This window comes from Streptomyces sp. MMBL 11-1 (genome assembly GCF_028622875.1).
In the GTDB taxonomy this organism is placed as follows: domain Bacteria; phylum Actinomycetota; class Actinomycetes; order Streptomycetales; family Streptomycetaceae; genus Streptomyces.
The window spans coordinates 7,269,197-7,288,567 of the sequence record NZ_CP117709.1 but is presented as its reverse complement, the minus strand read 5'-3'; the positions used below and the strand labels follow the sequence as shown (position 1 = coordinate 7,288,567).

Annotated in this window: 18 protein-coding genes; 1 reads left to right on the top strand and 17 read right to left on the bottom strand. The window is 71.3% G+C overall.

Features of this window, described 5'->3' with window-relative positions:
• Window positions 1-300 precede the first annotated feature (300 nt).
• Window positions 301-1,113 carry a tyrosine-protein phosphatase gene (locus PSQ21_RS32140; RefSeq protein ID WP_274034861.1) on the top strand — a complete coding sequence of 271 codons (813 nt, stop codon included), beginning with the start codon at window positions 301-303 and terminating at the stop codon, window positions 1,111-1,113.
• 33 nt (window positions 1,114-1,146) lie between these two features.
• On the opposite strand, the gene PSQ21_RS32135 is transcribed toward PSQ21_RS32140, so the two are convergent.
• The 17 genes from PSQ21_RS32135 to PSQ21_RS32055 form a co-directional block, all read right to left on the bottom strand.
• Window positions 1,147-1,320 carry a DUF6126 family protein gene (locus tag PSQ21_RS32135; RefSeq protein ID WP_203685451.1) on the bottom strand — a complete coding sequence of 58 codons (174 nt, stop codon included), beginning with the start codon at window positions 1,318-1,320 and terminating at the stop codon, window positions 1,147-1,149.
• A 63-nt stretch (window positions 1,321-1,383) separates the two neighbouring features.
• Window positions 1,384-1,992, bottom strand: coding sequence for a helix-turn-helix domain-containing protein (locus PSQ21_RS32130; protein WP_274034859.1), 609 nt, complete (start codon window positions 1,990-1,992; stop codon window positions 1,384-1,386).
• Window positions 1,993-2,054: 62 nt separating this feature from the next.
• Complete coding sequence (locus tag PSQ21_RS32125; RefSeq protein ID WP_274034857.1) at window positions 2,055-3,452, bottom strand: aspartate aminotransferase family protein; 1,398 nt, start codon at window positions 3,450-3,452, stop codon at window positions 2,055-2,057.
• A gap of 95 nt (window positions 3,453-3,547) precedes the next feature.
• Window positions 3,548-4,567 carry an adenosyl-hopene transferase HpnH gene (gene hpnH, locus PSQ21_RS32120; protein WP_274034855.1) on the bottom strand — a complete coding sequence of 340 codons (1,020 nt, stop codon included), beginning with the start codon at window positions 4,565-4,567 and terminating at the stop codon, window positions 3,548-3,550.
• A 5-nt stretch (window positions 4,568-4,572) separates the two neighbouring features.
• Window positions 4,573-5,220, bottom strand: coding sequence for a phosphorylase family protein (locus PSQ21_RS32115; protein ID WP_274034853.1), 648 nt, complete (start codon window positions 5,218-5,220; stop codon window positions 4,573-4,575).
• Window positions 5,220-7,220, bottom strand: a complete 2,001-nt coding sequence (shc, locus tag PSQ21_RS32110; protein WP_274034852.1) for a squalene--hopene cyclase — start codon at window positions 7,218-7,220, stop codon at window positions 5,220-5,222. Before shc ends, PSQ21_RS32115 begins: the two co-directional genes overlap by 1 nt.
• 106 nt (window positions 7,221-7,326) lie before the next feature.
• Window positions 7,327-8,397 carry a polyprenyl synthetase family protein gene (locus PSQ21_RS32105; protein ID WP_397992131.1) on the bottom strand — a complete coding sequence of 357 codons (1,071 nt, stop codon included), beginning with the start codon at window positions 8,395-8,397 and terminating at the stop codon, window positions 7,327-7,329.
• A gap of 29 nt (window positions 8,398-8,426) precedes the next feature.
• Window positions 8,427-9,812 (bottom strand): hydroxysqualene dehydroxylase HpnE, encoded by a 1,386-nt coding sequence (gene hpnE / locus PSQ21_RS32100; RefSeq protein WP_274034850.1) that lies wholly within the window; start codon window positions 9,810-9,812, stop codon window positions 8,427-8,429.
• Between the two features lie 118 nt (window positions 9,813-9,930).
• Entirely contained in the window at window positions 9,931-10,851 is a 921-nt protein-coding gene (hpnD, locus tag PSQ21_RS32095) for a presqualene diphosphate synthase HpnD (protein WP_397992167.1), read from the bottom strand.
• 29 nt (window positions 10,852-10,880) lie between these two features.
• Window positions 10,881-11,792 carry a squalene synthase HpnC gene (gene hpnC, locus PSQ21_RS32090; protein WP_274034848.1) on the bottom strand — a complete coding sequence of 304 codons (912 nt, stop codon included), beginning with the start codon at window positions 11,790-11,792 and terminating at the stop codon, window positions 10,881-10,883.
• A 412-nt stretch (window positions 11,793-12,204) separates the two neighbouring features.
• A complete protein-coding gene (locus PSQ21_RS32085; protein ID WP_274034846.1) occupies window positions 12,205-12,990 on the bottom strand; it encodes an ABC transporter ATP-binding protein in 786 nt (261 codons plus the stop codon).
• On the bottom strand, window positions 12,983-13,912 hold the full coding sequence (locus PSQ21_RS32080; protein ID WP_274034845.1) for an ABC transporter permease: 930 nt from the start codon (window positions 13,910-13,912) through the stop codon (window positions 12,983-12,985). Before PSQ21_RS32080 ends, PSQ21_RS32085 begins: the two co-directional genes overlap by 8 nt.
• Window positions 13,913-14,014: 102 nt before the next feature.
• Entirely contained in the window at window positions 14,015-14,887 is an 873-nt protein-coding gene (locus PSQ21_RS32075; protein ID WP_274036039.1) for a glycosyltransferase family 2 protein, read from the bottom strand.
• 8 nt (window positions 14,888-14,895) lie between these two features.
• Window positions 14,896-15,675, bottom strand: coding sequence for a CDP-alcohol phosphatidyltransferase family protein (locus PSQ21_RS32070; RefSeq protein WP_274034844.1), 780 nt, complete (start codon window positions 15,673-15,675; stop codon window positions 14,896-14,898).
• A complete protein-coding gene (locus tag PSQ21_RS32065; protein ID WP_274034843.1) occupies window positions 15,653-16,714 on the bottom strand; it encodes an iron-containing alcohol dehydrogenase family protein in 1,062 nt (353 codons plus the stop codon). The genes PSQ21_RS32070 and PSQ21_RS32065 overlap by 23 nt, the downstream gene beginning before the upstream one ends.
• Window positions 16,702-17,439 carry a phosphocholine cytidylyltransferase family protein gene (locus PSQ21_RS32060; RefSeq protein ID WP_007452390.1) on the bottom strand — a complete coding sequence of 246 codons (738 nt, stop codon included), beginning with the start codon at window positions 17,437-17,439 and terminating at the stop codon, window positions 16,702-16,704. Before PSQ21_RS32060 ends, PSQ21_RS32065 begins: the two co-directional genes overlap by 13 nt.
• Complete coding sequence (locus PSQ21_RS32055) at window positions 17,436-19,190, bottom strand: DUF5941 domain-containing protein (RefSeq protein ID WP_274034841.1); 1,755 nt, start codon at window positions 19,188-19,190, stop codon at window positions 17,436-17,438. The genes PSQ21_RS32060 and PSQ21_RS32055 overlap by 4 nt, the downstream gene beginning before the upstream one ends.
• Between the last annotated feature and the right edge of the window lie 181 nt (window positions 19,191-19,371).

Here is a 19,371-nt window from a genome sequence, read left to right as displayed (position 1 = left end):
GATCTTGGATTTCCGTACGGGCAACGGGAAGACTCCGGTGTGCGCTCGCCACGGACCGTCACGGATATGATCCCGCTCACCTCGGCAATCCCATCTCCCCCATTAGCGGGGCATGTTCTGCGAAATGCACCAATACGGACATGACGTCTCCGTCATTCCTGACGCCCGGTCAGACAGACCGCCCCGGCACTCGCACCGGGGCGCGCGACCGTGATGATTTTCCGTCGAATCGATGTCGTATCGTCACGGGAGCGCCCTCGCCGGCGAGCCGCGCCGACGCCAGAGATCCCAGGAGCCACCGTGACGCAACAGGTGCCGCAGGTCCCGCCGACAGAGACCGCGCTGACCGGAGTCCGCAACTTCCGCGACGTGGGCGGGCTCCCCACCGCGGACGGACGGCGCACCGCCTTCGGGCGGCTCTACCGGAGCGGCCACCTGGCCCACGCCACCGCCGAGGACGCGGTCTTCCTCGGCGGGCTCGGGCTGCACACCATCTTCGACTTCCGCCACTCCGCCGACCACCGGCTCGACGGGTACGACATCGAGCTGGCCGGTGTCCGCAATGTCAGCATTCCACTCTCGGACCCGGCCGACGGGGCCGAGTTCTGGCGGCTGGTGGGCAGCGGGAACATCGAGCAGCTGCGCTCGGTCCTCTCGGGTGACAAGGGCGTCGACCGCATGATCCGGATGTACCGCGCGACGATTCTGGACCGCACCGCCGAGCACAGCCGGGTGCTGCACGCCCTGGCCGAGGACAGCGTCCCCGCTCTGATGCACTGCGCGGCGGGCAAGGACCGGGCCGGTCTCTCGATCGCGGTCGCCCTGCTGGCGGTCGGCGTCGTACCGGAGGCGATCGAGGAGGACTACCTCAAGTCCAACGACCTCCACCGCCGGTACGAGGTGAAGCGCTCCGACCCGTCCGGGGCCGGCATGTCGGCCGAGGTGCAGGAGCTGCTGGACCCGCTGTTCGGGGCGCGGCCCGCCTATCTCGCGGCGGCCTTCGCGACCATCGAGGAGAACTGGGGAACGGCGGACCGCTACCTGACCGAGGGGCTGAAGATCTCCCCCGGGACCCGCGAACGGCTGCGCGAGCGGCTGCTCGACGAGGGCTGACCCCTCCGGCGCCTCCTCGCCCCGGACGGTCCTTCATTTGCTCCCGGCCACCACGAAGAGCAGGTAGAGGAAGGCCGCGATGACATGGCCCGCGACCAGATAGGCGAAGAGCCGGATGATCACGCCGCGCGGCATCCGCTTCTCCTGGGGGTCCTCGTTCGCGCGGCGTCCGGGGCCCAGCGGGTCGTAGTGTTCGGAATCGGACATGACGGTCCTCTCTGTCGGCCTCGCGGCCGGTGGAGCGAAGGATGGAGCCGGCGGGGCGGCCGGTCAGCGCGCGTGGAGGGCGTTGCCGAGGCACAGCTCGGCGGCGGGACTCTGCAGCAGGGAGTGGACGAAGAGCAGCTCCGCGCCGCAGCGGTCGACGGCCGCGATCCGGTGCGGGGTGAGCGAGTCGAAGTGGGCGCTGTCGCCGGGTTCGAGGTCGTGGACGGTGTCGCCGAGCCCGACCCGCAGCCGGCCGTCCAGGACGTACAGCCACTCCTCGCCGGGGTGGACCCTGACCAGGTCGCCCTGGGCCCCGTACGGGACGCGCACCCGCAGCGCCTGCATCGCCCGGCCGGAGCCGCCCGCCCGCCGGTACATCCAGCCGTCGGCCTCCGCCCCCTCGAAGCCGCCGCCGCGGATGATCGCGTCCCGTTCGGGCGGCTGCTCGCCGAGCAGCTCGGAGACCGTCGTACCGTAGATACGGGCGAGCCCCAGCAGCATGGGCAGCGAGGGCTGCCTGCGGCCGGTCTCCAGCCGGGAGAGATGGGCCGGGGAGAGCCCCGCCCGCTGGGCCGCGGTCTCCAGGGTGAGGCCGCGGGCACGGCGCAGATCGCGCAGTCGGGGTGCGACGCCGGGGAGCTCGTCCAGCGGCCCTTCGTCCGGAGGGTTCATGCCTCCATTGGGCCAGGATCTTTCCTCTGAGGCAAATTACTTGCCTCAGAGGCAAATGTCGCTCAGCGGTGGGCCACGGCCTGCGTGACCAGCGTCCTGCCGAAGTCCCACATCAGTCCGCCGCCGCTGTGCGCGTCCTCCATGACGGCGGTGAACGCCTCCACGAAGCGGTCCACCTCCGCGTCCCCGATGACCAGCGGCGGGATCAGCTTGATCACTTCCAGGTGGTCGCCGGAGACCTGGGTGAGGATCCGGTGCTTCTGGAGCAGCGGCACCACGACCATCTGGGCGAAGAGCCCCTTGCGGGCCGCCTGGAGCATGGTCCAGCGGCCACGGAGCTTCAGCGACGACGGCCGGCCGAACTCGATGCCGATCATCAGCCCGCGGCCGCGCACCTCGTGCAGCAGCTCGTAGCGGTCCACCAGGGCGGCCAGACGCTCGCGCAGCAGATCGCCGGTGCGCCGGGCGTTCGCCACGGTCTCCTCGTCCTCCATGACGCTCAGGACGGCGAGCCCGGCCGCCATCGCCTGGGCGTTGGAGCCGAAGCTCGCGGAGTGGACGAGGACGCGGTCCATCGAGGAGTAGACCTTGCGGAAGATCCACTCCTTGCCGACGGTCACACCGACCGGCACATAGCCGCCGGAGAGCGCCTTGGCGACGCACACCAGATCGGGCTCCACCCCCTCCTCGTGCTGGTAGGCGTAGAAGTCCCCGGTCCGGCCGAGACCCGTCTGCACCTCGTCGACGATCAGGAGCGCCTTGTGCCGGTGCAGCAGCTCCTGCGCCTCACGCAGATGGCCGGGTGGCGCGGCGTGCACGCCCTTCCCCTGGATCGGCTCCACGACCAGGGCCGCGACGTCACCCCGCTTCAGCTCGCGGCGCAGCGCGTCCAGGTCGCCGAGCGGGACGGCCGTGTCCGGCAGCAGCGGGGCGAATCCGTCGCGGAAACCCGCCTCCCCGTTGACCGACAGGGATCCGGTGGTGAGTCCGTGGAAGGCGTGGTCGCAGTAGAGGACCCGGGGCTTCCCGGTGGCACAGCGGGCGAACTTCAGCGCTGTCTCGACCGCTTCCGTGCCGCTGTTCCCGAAGAAGACGCGGTCCAGGTGCGGGCTGTGGGCGAGGAGCTTCTCGGCGAGCAGGCCGGGCAGCGGCTGGCAGTCGAAGCGGGTGAGGTCGGCGAGCTGGGCGTCCAGGACGTCATGCAGGGCCCGGCGGACGACGGGGTGGTGACGGCCGAGACCCATGACGCCGAACCCGGCGAGCATGTCGAGGTAGTCGTTGCCCTCCGCGTCCCAGAAATACGCGCCCTCGGCCCGCTCGTAGACCTTGTCGAAGCCGATGGTGCGCAGCATGCGCGGCAGTTGGTGGTTGAGGTGGCGCGCGTGCAGCTCGTACCGCTCGGCGCCGCGCTCGGCGAGGAGCCGAGTCAGGTCGAAGCCCTGGGATCCGCCGTCCGTCATCGCCCGTCCTTCTCCTTCGAGGTGTGCTGCTGCGGAGGGGGGGCCGGCCGCCCCGGAAGCCCGTGGCGGCCGGCCGTACCCCGTCGGTCACCGCCTCACCGGTTGCCGCTGATGGTCTCCCGTGCCGCGCGCAGGGACTCCTTGAGCGACCCCATGGTGGCGAGCACCGCCGTGGGCTCGTAGCCGCAGTGCGCCATGCAGTTGGCGCAGCGCGGGTCCTTGCCGCGGCCGTACTTGTCCCAGTCGGTCTCCTCGATGAGCTGACGGTACGTCGGTACGTAGCCGTCGCTCATCAGGTAGCAGGGGCGCTGCCAGCCGAAGAGCGAGTAGTTCGGGATCGCCCACGCGGTGCACGGGAAGTCCGCCTTGCCCTCCAGGAAGTCCAGGAAGAGCGGGGAGTGGTTGAGCCGCCAGCGGGCCCGGTTGCCGCCCGCGAAAGCCTTCTTGAACAGCTCGCGGGTCTGCTCGACGCCGAGGAAGTGCTCCTGGTCGGGGGCCTTCTCGTAGGCGTAGGCGGGCGAGATCATCATCTCGTCCACGTGCAGGTCGTCGTTGAGGTAGTTGAGGACCTCGATGACGGTCTGCGGGGTGTCGGTGTTGAAGAAGGTGGAATTGGTGGTGACGCGGAACCCGCGCCGCTTGGCCTCCTTCATCGCGGCGACGGCCTCGTCGAAGACGCCTTCCTTGGCGACCGACTCGTCGTGCCGCTCACGCAGTCCGTCGATGTGCACGGCGAAGGCGAAGTACGGGGACGGGGTGAACTTGTCGAGCTTCTTGCGCATGAGCATCGCGTTGGTGCAGAGGAAGACGTACTTCTTCTTCGCGACGAGCTGACGCACGATCTCGTCGATCTGGGGGTGCATCAGTGGTTCGCCACCGGCGATGGACACCATGGGGGCACCGGATTCGAGCACCGCGCCCACCGCCTGGGCGACCGGCATACGCTGCTTCAGGACACCGGCCGGGTGCTGGATCTTCCCGCAGCCCTCACACGCGAGGTTGCAGGCGAACAACGGCTCCAGCTCGACGATCAGCGGGAACTTCTCACGCTTGCGGAGCTTCTGTTCGAAGAGATACGTCGCGACCTTGATGGACTGACGGAGCGGCATGGCCATCTGGCTCACCTCCTGGGGAGCGTTAAGGATCGGTGCCATTCGTAGAACGCCGGAAGGACGGAACGAAGAACGCGGAACGCGGATATTCCCCCGCGTACCGTGCCGATGCGGACGAGCTCATGCTCTGGAGCGTCCACGACCACCCGGACGGCCGCAACCGGGCGTGGTCCGTGGCACAGGGCGGTACGCAGTGTCGCGGCCGACTCCATGTCCACCGCGATGGCCCCGCCCGCCCGCAGCGCGGCCCGTTCGGAGCCGCGAACCACATGGTCGGAGCCGGTCAGCGGGCCGGTGTGGACCGTACGGCCGGGAACGGCCCTGGCGAGCGCCGCGACCAGGACGCCGGTGCCCGTGCAGGGCGTGGTGCCGTCCGCGTCCCGGGTCTCCTCGGCGACGACCAGGTCCCCGGGGTGCATCCCCGGGGCGAGACCGGCGCAGAAGCCGGCGGCGATCACGGCGGCGCCGGGGATCAGGCCGGGGCCCAGGAGGCGCGCCACGGCCGCCTCCGCCGCCCGGGGGCCCATGCCGGTGCGCAGCACCCGCACCGGGCCGGGGGCGCCTCTGCCGCTGCGCAGGGCCACCTGCTCGATGCCGAGGGCGCAGGCGACCAGCAGCGGTGTCACGGGGCTCCCGTGCTCTCCCGGAACATCCATCAGACTCCCCCGGCGGCGTCCGCGCGGTCGGCGAACGGATCGCCGTACACATAACGCCCGAGTGCGGTGAGAGGGAAGACCTGGCGGTAGAGGTGGTAGTTGATGGAGAAGTCCCAGGGGAAGCCGGTGCCGGTGAAATACGGCTCGTCCCAGGAGCCGTCGGCCTGCTGCGCCTCGGTCAGCCAGGTGACGCCGCGGGCGACCGAGCGGGTGTCCCGGCGGCCCGCGGCGAGGAGGGCGAGCAGCGCCCAGGCGGTCTGGGAGGCCGTGGACTCACCGTGCCCGATCCACTTCTCCTCCTGGTAGGAGCGCAGGTCCTCGCCCCAGCCGCCGTCGTCGTTCTGGACGGACTCCAGCCAGGTGACGGCCCGGCGGATCGCGGGGTGTCCGGCGGGCAGTCCGGCGGCGATCAGGGCGGGCACCACGGACCCGGTGCCGTACACGTAGTTGACGCCCCAGCGGCCGAACCAGGCGCCGCACGCCTCCTGTTCGGCGAGCAGCCACGCGATTCCCTCGCGGGTACGGGGGTGCTGGCCGAGCCCCTCGACGGCGAGCATCTCCACGACGTGGCCGGTGACGTCGGCCGAGGGCGGGTCGATGACCTCGCCGAAGTCGCAGAAGGGCAGGCGGTTGGGGAAGGGGCTGGTGTTGTCGGCGTCGAAGGCGCCCCAGGCTCCGTTGCGGGACTGCATCCCGAGGGTCCAGCGGACCCCGCGGTCGATGGCCGCCCGCATGCGGGCGGGGTCGGGGTGGCGCACCCGGCGCAGCGCCAGGACGACTTCGGCGGTGTCGTCGATGTCCGGGTAGTTGTCGTTGTGGAACTCGAACGCCCAGCCACCTGGGGCGAGTTCGGGCTTGCGCACCGACCAGTCACCGGGCCGGGTGATCTCCTCGGCCAGCATCCAGTCGGCGGCCTTCACCAGGGCGGGGTGGTCGGGTCTGAGTCCGGCGTCGGCCAGCGCGATGGTGGCCAGGCAGGTGTCCCAGACGGGCGACTGGCAGGCCTCGACCATGCGGGCGCCGTCCTCGCGCCGGACGGCGAACCGGTCGAGCGAGGCCAGCCCCGCCCTCATCACGGGGTGGTCGAGGTCGTAACCGAGCAGGTGCAGGGCGATGATGGAGTAGACGGCGGGCGGCTGGATCCCGCCCCAGCAGCCGTCGTTCTCCTGGCGCTCGATGATCCACCGGGCTGCCAGGTTCATCGCGATACGGCGCAGCGGGCGCGGGGCGACCTTGTGGTAGACGTGGAGCCCTTTGTCGAGGCGTTGGAAGAGCCCGTCCCACGTGGTGGGCGGGGCCAGCTTCCTGGCCGGGTCGGGGTGGTCGGGGTCGGTGTGCAGCTCGTCCAGGGCGAAGGGAGCGGGGCGCACCGGACGTTTCGCGGAGACGACCGTGAGCGGCACGATGGTCTGCCGGGCCCAGCAGCCGAAGTCGTAGATGTTGAGCGGGACCCACTTGGGGAAGAACATCAGCTCGGGCGGCAGTTCGGGGAGGTCGTCCCATTTCCACCAGCCGAACAGGGCCAGCCAGATACGGGTGAAGACGCGGGCCGCCGCGATGCCGCCCTGCTCCCTGATCCAGCCGGAGGCGCGGGCCATGTGCGGTTCGTCGGGGCGGTCCCCGGCCAGCCGCAGGGCGACGTACGCCTCGATCGTGGCGGAGAGGTCGCCCGGCCCGCCGTAGAAGGTGTTCCAGGTGCCGTCGCCGAGCTGTTCGCCGCGGATGAAGAGGGCGGCCGCCCGGGTGGTCCCGGAGTCCTGGATGCCGAGGAACTGACGCAGGAGCAGGTCCTCGGCGTCCATCGTGACGTTGGTGGCGAGGTCGCCCTTCCACCAGCCCTGCTCGTCCTGTCTGCCGAGGAGATGCTCCACGGAGCGTTCCGCGGCCCGTCGCGCGGCGACGGTCACGTCGTCCGCGGCGGTTCTCGTGTCGGTCGGATCGTCTGCCAGGGCCCCGGAGAGGTTCGCGGCCCCGGTCGATCCGTCGGTCGTCGCTGTCATGAGCTTCCCCTTCGTGCAGTCGATTCTCTGCTGTGCTGGGGTCTCCGTCGGCCGGCGCCCGGTGAGGGGCGCCGGCCGGCGACTGCGAGTCATATACGAAGAGTGATCATCTCTTTCGTACCACCACGAAGTCGGCGAGCTCGATGAGCTGCTCCCTCACCCGGTGGGGCATGTCGACGGCGTGCAGCGCCTCGATGGCGACCGCGTGCTGACGACGGGCTTCCTGGGCGGTCCACTCGCGGCCGCCCGCCTCCTCGATGAGTGCCGCACGGGCGGCGAACTCCTCTTCGGAGAAGCTGTCGAAGTCGTTGCTCTTGGCGTCGGCGGCGAGCAGTTCGCCCAGCCGCTCGGAGGCCTCGCCGCCCGCGGCGAGCGCCGCGACGACCGGCAGGGACTTCTTGCGCTGGCGCAGGTCGCTCCAGGTCTGTTTGCCGGTGGCCTCCGGGTCGCCCCAGATGCCGAGGAGGTCGTCGACGGCCTGGAAGGCGAGGCCGAGGTGGTAGCCGTACGCCTCCAGGGTGTCGGCGGTACGGTCGTCGGCGCCGCCGAGCACCGCGCCGATGGAGACGGCGCAGGCCAGCAGGGCGCCGGTCTTGTTGCCCTCCATCTCCAGGCACTCCTCGACGGTGACCCGCTCCCGGTGCTCGTAGGAGATGTCCTGGGCCTGGCCGTCGATGAGCTTGCGCGTGGCGGTGGTCAGCCGGCGGGCCGCGCGGCCCGCCTCGACCGTGCCGAGCTCCAGCAGCAGGTCGTAGGCGAGCGCGAAGAGCGCGTCGCCGACCAGGATCGCCTGGGCCGGGCCGTGCACCTTCCACACGGTGTCGCGGTGGCGGCGCTGCTCGTCGCCGTCCATCAGGTCGTCGTGCAGCAGCGAGAAGTTGTGCACGAGTTCGACGGCCACCGCGCCGGGGATGCCGGCCTCGGCGGGGGCGCCCGCCGCCTCGGCGGACAGCAGGGCGAGCGCGGGGCGCACGGCCTTGCCGCCGTCGCCGTCCGAGGGCCGCCCCTCGGCGTCGATCCAGCCGAAGTGGTAGGCGGCGACGGTGTCCATGGGCGGCGCGAGCCGGCCCACGGCAGCCCGCAGGACCGGCGCTGACAGGGCTCGTCCGCGCTCCAGAAGCGCGGTGACGTCCGCGGTGTCCGCCACGGTGTCGAAAGCCGGATTCGCCGGGGTCACAGACTCTCCTCTTGTTCCGGTGGTACTGCTCATGCCGCCTCCTGCAGCGGATGTCCTGGGGGACGGCCGAGGTCGTGGAGCGCCGCGTCGGCGGCGCCGGCGCCGCTGCGCACGGCACCCTCCATCGTCGCGGGCCAGCCGGTGTCGGTCCAGGCCCCCGCCAGTTGGAGGCCGGGCAGCCGGGTGCGGGGGCCGGGGCGCAACCGCCCGACGCCCGGGGCGGGCGCGAAGGTGGCGGTGCGCTCCCGGGTGACGAAGAAGTCGCGGATGCCCGCGCCGCGGGCGGCGGGGAGCAGCCGTTCCAGCTCGGGCAGATAGCGCGCCCGCAGTTCGGCGACGGGGAGGTCGATCTCGTCCTGGGCGGCCGACTGCGAGACGGCCAGGTACTGCCCGGGTCCGGTGAGGCCCGAGGAGTGGGTGCGGTCGAAGACCCACTGGATGGGGGAGCCGATCGCGGCGAAGAACGGCCTGCGCAGCACCTTGCGGTCGTAGATGACATGGACGTTCAGGATGGGCGCGTTGTCGATGTCGAGCAGCAGGTCGGGTTCGTCCAGGGCGCCCTCGGGCAGCAGGTCGTGGGTCTCGGTCTGCGGCACGGCCAGCACGACGGTGTCGGCGGTGATCCGCTCCCCCGCCGTCTCGACGTTCCAGCGGCCGTCCTCGGTGCGGGCGAGGGAGCCGACCTTGGCGCGCAGCTCGGTGCGGACGCCCGCGGTGTCCAGGGCCTTGCGTGCGAGGGTGTCGTGGAGTTCGCCGAGCGGCACGGTCGCCCAGCCGATGTCGGCGGCCCCGGGCTCGGAGAGCAGGCCGGTCTTGAAGACCTTCGCGGCGAGCGCCATGGAGGCGTTCGGGGCGGTGGCGTTCAGTGTGGCGACGCCGACGAGGTCCCAGAGCGCCTCGATGGTCCGCTCCGACTGGCCGTGGCGGCGCAGCCAGGTGGCGAAGTCGATGCGGTCCAGCTCGGGGTCGGCGGGGTCCAGGCGGCCGAGCGCGAGGGCGGCGCGGCCCACGCCCGCCTTCTCGGCGAGCGAGAGGTGGGGGTAGGCGGCGAGTCCGCCGGCGAGGTGCAGCGGCACGGGCAGGCCGGTGCGCCGCAGCCGTCCCAGGCGCGGTCCCGCGGCCCGGCCGACGTCCAGCACGGGCACGTCCAGGCGGTCCTGGAGCGGGGCCAGGCGGGCGGCGTCGATCCGGTCGAGGAACCAGCGGTAGCCGGTGCAGCAGCGCAGGTAGACGTGCTGGCCGTTGTCGACGGTGAGGTCGCCCCGCTGGAAGGAGAAGGCGAGGCCGCCGAGGCGGGGGCGTCCTTCCAGGAGTGTCACGTCGAGTCCGGCGTCGGCGAGGCGGAGCGCCGCCGTGACGCCGGCGAGTCCACCGCCGACGACGACGGCGACGGGGCGTGGGCTCTCGTCGTTCATGCGGGCCCCTCTCGCCGGGTCGGTGCGCTCTGCCGGGTCCTCACCCTGGCGATCGTCGCAGTCAGTGACGCGTCGGGCCACTGGAGGGTTGCCCAGGGGCCGAGGCTGCGAAGACGCATCAGGTTCGCCCCCTGGCGGTGAGCCGCGAGATGTGGCGGGCGTCCAGTCCGGACAGGCCGCGCACCGCGACGTAGGCCTTCTCGTGTCCGGGCAGCGAGACCCGTCCGCGCAGCACGGCCTCGGGGTCGCGCTCGATCCGGTCGAGGAGGCGGCGGTAGATCCCGGCCATCGCCGCGACACAGGCGCCGCTGCGGCGGTCGAGCATCGGCAGCAGCCGGTAGCCCTCGGCGAACAGGGCGCGGGCGCGGCGGACCTCGAAGTGGATGAGGCCCGCGAAGTCGGAGCCGGGGGGCGGGGTGGTCCGGTGGAAACCGGCCGAGCAGCCGAATTTGGCGAGGTCGTCGGCGGGCAGGTAGGTGCGCCCGTTGGCGGCGTCCTCGCGGACGTCGCGCAGGATGTTGGTGAGCTGGAGGGCGAGGCCGAGGGTGTCGGCGTACTCCGCGGCGCGCTCGGCCCCGCGGGCGCCCTGCGCGGTGCCGAAGACTCCGAGGCTGAGGCGTCCGATGGCTCCGGCGACGCACCGGCAGTAGGACTTCAGGTCGTCCCAGGTCTCGTAGGTCGCGCCCCGGACGTCCATCAGGACGCCGTCGATGAGTTCGTCGAGCCCGCCGAGCGGGAGCGGGAACCGGCGGGCGGCGTCGGCGAGCGCGACGGCCACCGGGTCGGTGTCGTCCTCGTCGACCGCGTCCTTGCGGATCCGCTCCAGCAGTTCACGGGTGCTCTCCAGCCGGGCCCGCTTGGTCTCCGGGTCCAGCTCCCCGTCGCCGATGTCGTCGACGCGACGGGAGAAGGCGTACAGCGCCGACATGGCCTGCCGCTTCTCGTACGGCAGCAGTCTGATGCCGTAGGCGAAGTTACGGGCCTGCTGTCCGGTGACGGCCTCGCAGTAACTGTATGCGGCCTGCACCGGCGGCGACATGTACGTCGTCTGTCCCTCCACGGTCCGGCTCACCTCTCTCCACGCGCTCTTCGCAAGACGATTCCCACTTCGCGCAGCAGGCTGGGCTTGGTGGGCTTGGGCGGTCCGGGCAGTACGTCGAACCCGGCGGCCGAGATCGCCGTGAGCGCGCCGCGCCCGCCCCCGACGAATCCGGCGAGGAGCAGCTTGAGCCTGCCGTCGACGCTTCCCACCAGAGGGGGGCCTTCCCGCAGCAGGTCGCTCGCGCGCTGGGCCTCGTACGCGATCAGGGCGCGCACGGAGGCTCCGGCGGACGGCGCGGCCAGGTCGGATTCGGTGACCCGGAAGCGTTCCATGTCCTCGGCGGGCAGATAGATCCGGTCGCGTTCCAGGTCCTCGGCCACGTCCTGCAGATGCTCGACGATCTGGAGCGCGGTGCAGACCGCGTCGGAGCGGCGGACGCGTTCCGGGCTCGCGGTGCCGGTGAGGGCGAGTACCAGGCGGCCGACCGGGTTCGCCGAGAGCTCGCAGTAGGCGGCGAGATCGGCGTAGGTGCCGTAGCGGCGGATCTTCTGGTCCTGGCGGTTGGCCTCGATCAGGCCGAGGAAGGGCTCGGGGGTGAGCGCCCGGCGCCGCACGGTGGGACGCAGCTTGCGCAGCAGGGGGTGGTGCGGCTCCTGGCCGGTGGTGGAGAAGACCCGGTGGAGGTCGGCCTCGAAGGCGTCGAGCATGGCGAGGCGGTCGTCGCTCCGCTCCGGGTCCAGGCCGAGGTGGCGGGCGTCCGCGCCGCCGGGGGCGAGGTCGCCGTCGCCGATGTCGTCGACGAGCCGGGCGAAGCCGTAGACCGCCATCAGGTCGTCGCGCCAGGCCCGGGGCAGGAAGAAGGGCGCCACGGGGAAGTTCTCGTCCGCGGCCTTGCCGAGGGTGGCGTCACCGATGCGCGTCTCGGAGGGCGGGGTCACTGCGGACCGCCCGGCGCGGGGACGGCGAGACCACGCCGGAGCTGGAGATCTTCCGTCATTGCCGTCACATCTCCCGTTCTACACTGCTGACCCAAAACAACCCTTTTCGGACACGCCGCTCGGCCTTCCGAGTGCACCGCGGCAGAGCGGCCGGTGCCGGGGCGTATCGCCCTACTTGCCATGAATCAGCACCGCTACAGCTTACGTTGTACAGCTCACAGGGGACCGGCGGGGTGGACGCCCGCCGGCGCTTCCCGGCCGTGCCCGTCAACCTTCCCCGCGCGCGGCGGAATTGACGTCATCCGCCGGTAGGAGATCGGCCCCGGGCCCTACTGCGGACGGTCCGCGCGGCGCCGGGCACCGCACGGCCCCCACCGGACCGGTCCGGCGGGGGCCTCGGTGAACGCTCGGGCTACTTGCCCGTTTCGCGCTCGTACGCCTTGAGGACCTCCTCGGTGGGGCCGTCCATCAGGAGTTCGCCCTTCTCCAGCCACAGCGCGCGGTCGCAGGTGTCCCTGATCGACTTGTTGTTGTGGCTGACCAGGAAGACGGTGCCCGCCTCCTTGCGCAGCTCGCGGATCCGCTCCTCGGAGCGGACGCGGAACTTGCGGTCACCGGTGGCCAGCGCCTCGTCGATCATGAGGACGTCGTGGTTCTTGGCGGCGGCGATGGAGAAGCGCAGCCGGGCGGCCATGCCGGAGGAGTACGTCCGCATCGGCAGGGTGATGAAGTCGCCCTTCTCGTTGATGCCGGAGAACTCCACGATCTCCTGGTAGCGCCGGCGGATCTCGTCCTGGCTCATGCCCATCGCCAGACCGCCGAGCACGACGTTGCGCTCACCGGTCAGGTCGCTCATCAGCGCGGCGTTAACGCCGAGCAGCGAGGGCTGACCGTCCGTGTACACCTGGCCGGATTCGGTCGGCAGCAGGCCGGCGATGGCGCGCAGCAGCGTCGACTTGCCGGAGCCGTTGGTGCCGATGAGGCCGATGGCCTCGCCGCGGTAGGCGGTGAAGGAGACACCGCGCACGGCGTGCACCTTCCGGACGCCGCGCGGCTCGCCCTTGCCCCGCCGCATCATGCGGCTCAGCGCGGCGGTGGCGCTGCCCCGGCCGCCGCCCGTGCCGTTGACCCGGTACACGATGTGCACGTCGTCGGCGATCACCGTGGGGATGCGCCCCTGTGCGTTGTCCTCAGCCACGGCCGTACCGTTCCTCTGCTTTCCAGAAGTACACGAATCCCACGACACCCAGCAGCACGGCCCAGCCCAGGCCGACGGCCCAGACGTGGTCCGGCAGGTTCTCGGAGCCGTACCCGTCGATCAGGGCGAAGCGGACCAGGTCCATGTAGATCGCCGCCGGGTTGTACTGCAGCACGTCCGCGATCCAGGCCGGCTTGTCCTTGAGCATCACCGGGATGGAGAACATGACGCCCGAGGCGTACATCCAGGTCCGCATGACGAACGGCATCAGCTGCGCGAGGTCGGGGGTCTTGGAGCCGAGCCGCGCCATGACGAGGGCGAGGCCCGTGTTGAAGAAGAACTGGAGAATCAGGGCGGGGATCACCAGCAGCCACGACAGCGAGGGGTAGCTGCCGAAGATGACGGCGACCGCGACCAGCACGATCATCGAGAACATCAGCTGCTGGAGCTGCTGGAGCGAGAAGGAGATGGGCAGCGAGGCTCTGGGGAAGTGGAGGGCCCGGACCAGTCCGAGGTTGCCGGAGATCGAGCGGACGCCCGCCATCACCGAGCTCTGGGTGAAGGTGAAGACGAAGACGCCGGTGACCAGGAACGGCACGAAGACGTCGTGGGAGATCCCCTCCCTGGTCCCCAGAATCAGCCCGAAGATCAGGTAATAGACCGCTGCGTTCAGCAGGGGCGTGACCACTTGCCACAGCTGGCCCAGTTTGGCCTGGCTGTACTGCGCGGTCAGCTTCGCCCGGGAGAAGGCCAGGATGAAGTGGCGTCGTCCCCAGAGCTGTCGCATGTACGCGAACAGCCCCGGCCTGGCGCCGCTCACGGTCAGGCCGTACTTGGCGGCCAGCTGGGCCGCGTCGAGGCCCTCGTCGGCGGACGGCGGGGTCCCGAGGGCTACCCCACCGTCGTGGGTCGTGTCACTCACAAGTTTGAAACTCTCGTCTTCACGCGCAGCCAGTCGCGGGCGCGGCTCAGGCGGACAGGTTCCGGAAAGAAAATACGCCTCATGCTCTCAGAGGAAAGCGTCTCAGATGACCGGAGGTCGGCCCAGCCTCGTCAGCCGCCACACCGTACGCCACTTCATCGGCCGCCGGGGCCCGCAGGGGGTCGACCAGCCTTCTCCGAATCCGCCGAACCAGGCCTTCAGCGCGGGCGGCGAAGGACGTCTGACCAGGGTCAGCAGCAGCCAGACCCCCAGGTAGAGGGGGACCAGCGGGGCGGGCAGGTTCCGGCGGGCGAGCCAGACCCGGTTGCGGGCGACCATACGGTGGTAGACCGCGTGCCGGGACGGGGCGGTGGTGGGGTGGTTCAGCACCATGTCCGCGCGGTAGTCGATCGCCCACCCCGCGTCCAGCGCCCGCCAGGCCAGGTCCGTCTCCTCGTGGGCGTAGAAGAAGTGCTCAGGCAGCGGGCCGACCTCGGCGATGACCCGGGTGCGTACGGCGCTGGCGCCCCCCAGGAACGTCGTCACGCGCGAGGAGCGCATCGGGTCCGCGGCCCGCAGCCGGGGCACGTGCCGCCGCTGGGTGGCGCCGGTGTCCGGGTCGGTGATCCGGAAGGTGACGATCCCGAGCTTCGGGTCCGCCGCGAACGCCTGTCGGCACAGCTCGGCGGTGTCCCGGTTCGGGAGCAGCCCGTCGTCGTCGAGGAAGAGCAGCGCGTCCACGTCCGCCCCGCAGGGGCCGAACGCCTCGATGCCGGCATTGCGGCCACCGGGGATGCCCAGGTTCTCGGGCAGTTCCACCGTGCGCACCCCCGCGGGCACGGCGGGGACCGGGGCTCCGTTGCCGACCACCACGACCTCGATCCGGTCACCGTGCTGGGCGGTGACCGAATCGAGGAGTGCGCGGAGCTCGTCCGGGCGATCGCCCATGGTGATGATCACCGCGCCCAGTTTCATGGGGAAGGTCACTTCAGCCTGCTGGACGCCAGGACGGACACCAGGTGCAGCAGGGTCTGCAGCAGCGCGATGCCGGCCATCACCGCAACGGTCAGGCGGGTGTAGAAGAGGTCGCCCCCGACCGCGTCGATCACGGCCACCAGGAGGATCACCAGCGAGGCCTCGATGCCGAGGATCAGCCGGTGGAACTTGAGCGCCCCCGCGGCCCGGCGGGCCAGCGCCATGCCGGAGGAGCGCGGCTCGGACGCCGACTCCTTCACCGGTGGCATCCCGCCCTGGTGGCGGGCGACGCCGACCAGGTCCGTCTCGGCCTTGATGAGGATCGCGCCGAGGGCGGCGAGGGTTCCGAGGAAGGCCCAGAGCCAGTCGATCCGGCCCTCGCCCCAGATGTCGGCAGCGCGAAGGCCTAGGCCGACGAGCACCGCCGCGTCGCACAGATAGGCGGCGACCCGGTCCAGGTAGACCCCGCTGAGCGAGTACTGCTTCTTCCAGCGGGCCAGCTCACCGTCCACACAGTCGAACAGCAGGTAGAGCTGGACCATCACCACACCGAGCACGGCGCCCCACACGCCCGGCACCAGCAGCGCCGGGGCGGCCAGGGCCCCCGCCAGCGTCATCACGTACGTGACCTGGTTCGGGGTGACCCGGGTGTTGACCAGGTAGCGGTCCACGCGCAGCGAGACCTCGCGCATGTACATGCGCCCGGCCCAGTGCTCGCCGCTGCGCCGGTCCTTCACCCCCGGGGGGTGCACGACCGGACGGAGTTCAGCTACTGATGGTCGTCGCATAGTCGGCGTACGCGTCCCTGATCTGGTCGGTGGACAGGTTGAGGTGCTCCAGGACGGTGAAGCGTCCCGGACGCGTCTGCGGCGCGTAGTCGACGGCCTTGACGAATTCGTCGACGCTGAACCCGATCTCCTCCGGCAGGACCGGCAGACCGTGGCGGCGCAGTATCGATGCCATCAGGAGGGACTCCTGCCGGGCACCGCGCAGATGCATGGCGAAGCACGCGCCGAGGCCGACCTGCTCGCCGTGGCTGGCCGCGCGCTGGGGGTAGAGCAGGTCGAAGGCGTGGTTGATCTCGTGGCAGGCCCCGGAGGCCGGGCGGGAGTCGCCCGCGACCGACATGGAGATACCCGTCAGCACGAGCCCTTCGGCGAGCACCTTCAGGAAGGCGTCGTCGCCGACCCCGCCGGGGTGACGCAGCACGGCCTCGCCCGCCTGGCGGGCCATCGCGGCCGCCAGGCCGTCGATCTCCTCGCCGTTGACCTCGTGGGCCAGCTCCCAGTCGGCGACGCAGGAGATGTTCGAGATCGCGTCGCCGATGCCGGAACGGACGTAACGGGCGGGCGCCTCACGGATCACGTCGAGGTCGATGACCACGGCGATCGGGGTGGGGACCCCGTAGGAGCCGCGCCCGTTGTCGTTGTCCAGGGTGGCGACCGGCGAGCACAGGCCGTCGTGCGAGAGGTTCGTCGCGACGGCGACCATGGGCAGCCCGACCCGCGCCGCGGCGTACTTCGCCACGTCGATGATCTTGCCGCCGCCGAGGCCGACGACGGCGTCGTACCGGTTGCCCTTGATGCCGTCGGCGAGCTTCACGGCGGAGTCGATCGTGCCGTCGGACACCGGATACCAGTCGGCACCGGGCAGGACCGGGGCGAGCCTCTCCCGCAGGGCGCGCCCGGAGCCGTCGCTGATCGCGATGGCGAGCTTGCCCGAGGAGGAGATCCGCTGATCGGCCAGGAGACCCGCCAGATCGTCCATGGCGCCGCGCCGGATGTCGACGACGACCGGGGACGGAATGAGCCGGGTCAGTACTGGCACGCGATCTCACGGCCCTTCTTGAGGTCGTCGTGGTTGTCGATCTCGACCCAGGTCACCGTGCCGATGGGGGCCACGTCGACGGTGAAGCCACGGTTCACGAGCTCCTGGTAGCCGTCCTCGTAGTAGAGGTCGGGGTCGCGCTCGAAGGTGGTCTTCAGCGCGTCCGCCAGCTCCTCGGCGGCCTCGGCCTCGATGAGGGTGACGCCGATGTACTCGCCGGTCGCGGTGGCCGGGTCCATCAGCTTCGTGATGCGCTGGACGCCCTTGCCCTCCTCCGTGATGACCTTCATCTCCTCGTCGGCGAGGACCTTCTCGGTGTCCAGCGCGAGGATGATCTTCTGGCCCTTCCCGCGGGCGTCCAGGAGGGTCTTCTCGACCGAGACCGGGTGCACGGTGTCGCCGTTGGCGAGGATCACGCCGCGCTTGATGACGTCACGGGCGCACCAGAGGGAGTAGGCGTTGTTCCACTCCTCGGCCTTGTCGTTGTCGATCAGCGTGAGGGTGACGCCGTAGGTCGCTTCCAGCTCGGCCTTGCGGGCGTAGACGGCCTCCTTGCGGTAGCCGACGACGATCGCGACCTCGGTGAGTCCGACCTCGGCGAAGTTGGCGAGCGTGAGGTCGAGGACCGTCTTGTCGCCGTCGACAGGGACGAGCGCCTTGGGAAGCGTGTCCGTGTAGGGGCGCAGACGTCGTCCTGCACCGGCTGCCAGTACGAGGCCGATCATGCGAGTTCTCCTTCGTCGTGTACGGCGGGGGCCGAGGAGGACACCCAGAAGCGGATGGACTCCACGAGCACCACCAGAGCCACGGCGACCGCGAGCGCGGTCAGGGCCGTGGTGAAACCTGAGGTGTGGGTGAGTACGGCGGCGAGGACGACCACCAGCGCGGTCCGGCCCTCGTGTCCACCGATCGTCCGCACCAGCCACTGGGGCGGCGCGCCGGTGCCTCCGCGGATGCGGTACACCGTGTCGTAGTGATGGTAGGCGACGGCCGAGACGAGCCCGAAGGCCGCCGGAACGGCGTGCGGGACGTCGCTGCGGGCCGCCAGCACCAGGACCGTGACGTACTCCGCGACCCGGAAGAACGGCGGCACCAGCCAGTCCAGCGCACCCTTGAGCGGGCGGGCGACGGCGAGGCCGGAGAGGAGCACGTACGCCGCCGCCGCGGCGACGGTGAGCCGGCTGCCGTACGGGAGGAGAAGGGCGCCGCCGATCATGATCAGCGTCCCGAGCAGAGCGACGGCCGGGGCCGTGAACGCGCCCCGGAGTCCGGGGACGACGGCGGCGACGGCCCGGGCGAGGGGGCCGGAGTCGGCGAGGTCCGCGAGGGCCCGCGCGGCGCGGTCGGTGCGGCCGGCCCTGCGGGTCAGCGAGCGCAGCAGACGGCCGGCCGTGGTGTAGCAGGCGGCCAGGGAGCAGCCGATGAGCAGCGCGTAGAAGACGACGCGCGGGGTGGTGAGCGCGGTGAGCACGGCGATCATGGCCCAGCGCTCACCGATCGGCAGCACGATCATCCGCCGCACCCAGACCGTCCAGCCGACGCTGTCGAGCTTGTCGGAGAGGGCGGCGGTGGGGCTGGTGTTGGCGACCGCGTCGTGGTTGGCCTCGTTGAACGAGAAGTCCACGACGTGGCGACAGGCCTGGAGGACCATCGCGCCGAGCGCGAGGACCCACACGTCGTCGCCGCCGCGTACGGCGCCGATGGCGAGCCCGGCGTAGTACGCGTACTCCTTGGCCCGGTCGAAGGTGGCGTCCAGCCAGGCGCCCATCGTGGAGTACCGCAGCGAGTAGCGGGCGAGCTGCCCGTCGGTGCAGTCCAGGACGAAGGAGACCAGGAGCAGGATCCCGGCGGCCACGTAGCCGCCCCGGGTTCCGGTGGCCGCGCCGCCGGCCGCGATGAGCGCGGTGATCAGCGAGGCGGTGGTGACCTGGTTCGGGGTGAGGTTGCGGCGGGCGCACCAACGGGCGATGTAGCGGGAGTAGGGGCTGACGCAGTACGTGGTGAAGAAGCCGTCGTGGGCCTTGACCGCGTTGCGCAGCCGTACCGCCTCGTCGTCGACCGCGGCGAGGCCCGCCTCGGCGGCGGCCCGCTGCTCCGGGTCCGTGGGGACGGCCGCGACGAGCGAGCCGAGAGCGGGGCGCTGCACGGCGGTGCCCTCGGCCTCCAGCGCGACGGCGATCCGGCCGGGGACGGTGCGGTCCTCGGGCGCGGGGTCGGCGTCCGGTTCGACGACCGGGGCGCCCGCGCCGACCGCGGCGGCGGTGCGGTGCAGGGCCTGGAGCAGGGCGCCGCGCGCCTCGGGCTGGGCGGTGAGCGCGCCGGGGACGGTGGCGGCGGGGAAGCGCGGGTCGGTCAGCGCGAGCCGCAGCGCGTGGACGTGGCCCACGAAACGCGGGTCGACGAGGGCGACCCGGCGGCCGGCCGGGACGGCGGCGAGGAGCGTTGCGGCGTCAGCGGCGTCGGCGGCGGTCCGCACGTCGAAGCCCAGGGACCGCAGATCGTCCGCGAGCGACGACCCGGGTACCGGCGTACCGGTGAGAATGGCGGTCGACAGACGAACTCACTCCTTGGCACTGACGTGGACGACACACGGTGGCACGGCCACGAGGCGGGCCGGCGGCGTGTCGGCTGAGGCTATCGGATGAACGGAAGGCCGA

Excerpts from the sequence above, each read along its gene's own strand:
- PSQ21_RS32135 (WP_203685451.1), bottom strand. The coding sequence starts at position 1,320 with ATGTCCGATTCCGAACACTACGACCCGCTGGGCCCCGGACGCCGCGCG.
- PSQ21_RS32130 (WP_274034859.1), bottom strand. The coding sequence starts at position 1,992 with ATGAACCCTCCGGACGAAGGGCCGCTGGACGAGCTCCCCGGCGTCGCA.
- PSQ21_RS32125 (WP_274034857.1), bottom strand. The coding sequence starts at position 3,452 with ATGACGGACGGCGGATCCCAGGGCTTCGACCTGACTCGGCTCCTCGCC.
- hpnH (WP_274034855.1), bottom strand. The coding sequence starts at position 4,567 with ATGGCCATGCCGCTCCGTCAGTCCATCAAGGTCGCGACGTATCTCTTC.
- PSQ21_RS32115 (WP_274034853.1), bottom strand. The coding sequence starts at position 5,220 with ATGGATGTTCCGGGAGAGCACGGGAGCCCCGTGACACCGCTGCTGGTC.
- shc (WP_274034852.1), bottom strand. The coding sequence starts at position 7,220 with ATGACAGCGACGACCGACGGATCGACCGGGGCCGCGAACCTCTCCGGG.
- hpnE (WP_274034850.1), bottom strand. The coding sequence starts at position 9,812 with ATGAACGACGAGAGCCCACGCCCCGTCGCCGTCGTCGTCGGCGGTGGA.
- hpnD (WP_397992167.1), bottom strand. The coding sequence starts at position 10,851 with ATGTCGCCGCCGGTGCAGGCCGCATACAGTTACTGCGAGGCCGTCACC.
- PSQ21_RS32075 (WP_274036039.1), bottom strand. The coding sequence starts at position 14,887 with ATGAAACTGGGCGCGGTGATCATCACCATGGGCGATCGCCCGGACGAG.
- PSQ21_RS32070 (WP_274034844.1), bottom strand. The coding sequence starts at position 15,675 with ATGCGACGACCATCAGTAGCTGAACTCCGTCCGGTCGTGCACCCCCCG.
- PSQ21_RS32060 (WP_007452390.1), bottom strand. The coding sequence starts at position 17,439 with ATGATCGGCCTCGTACTGGCAGCCGGTGCAGGACGACGTCTGCGCCCC.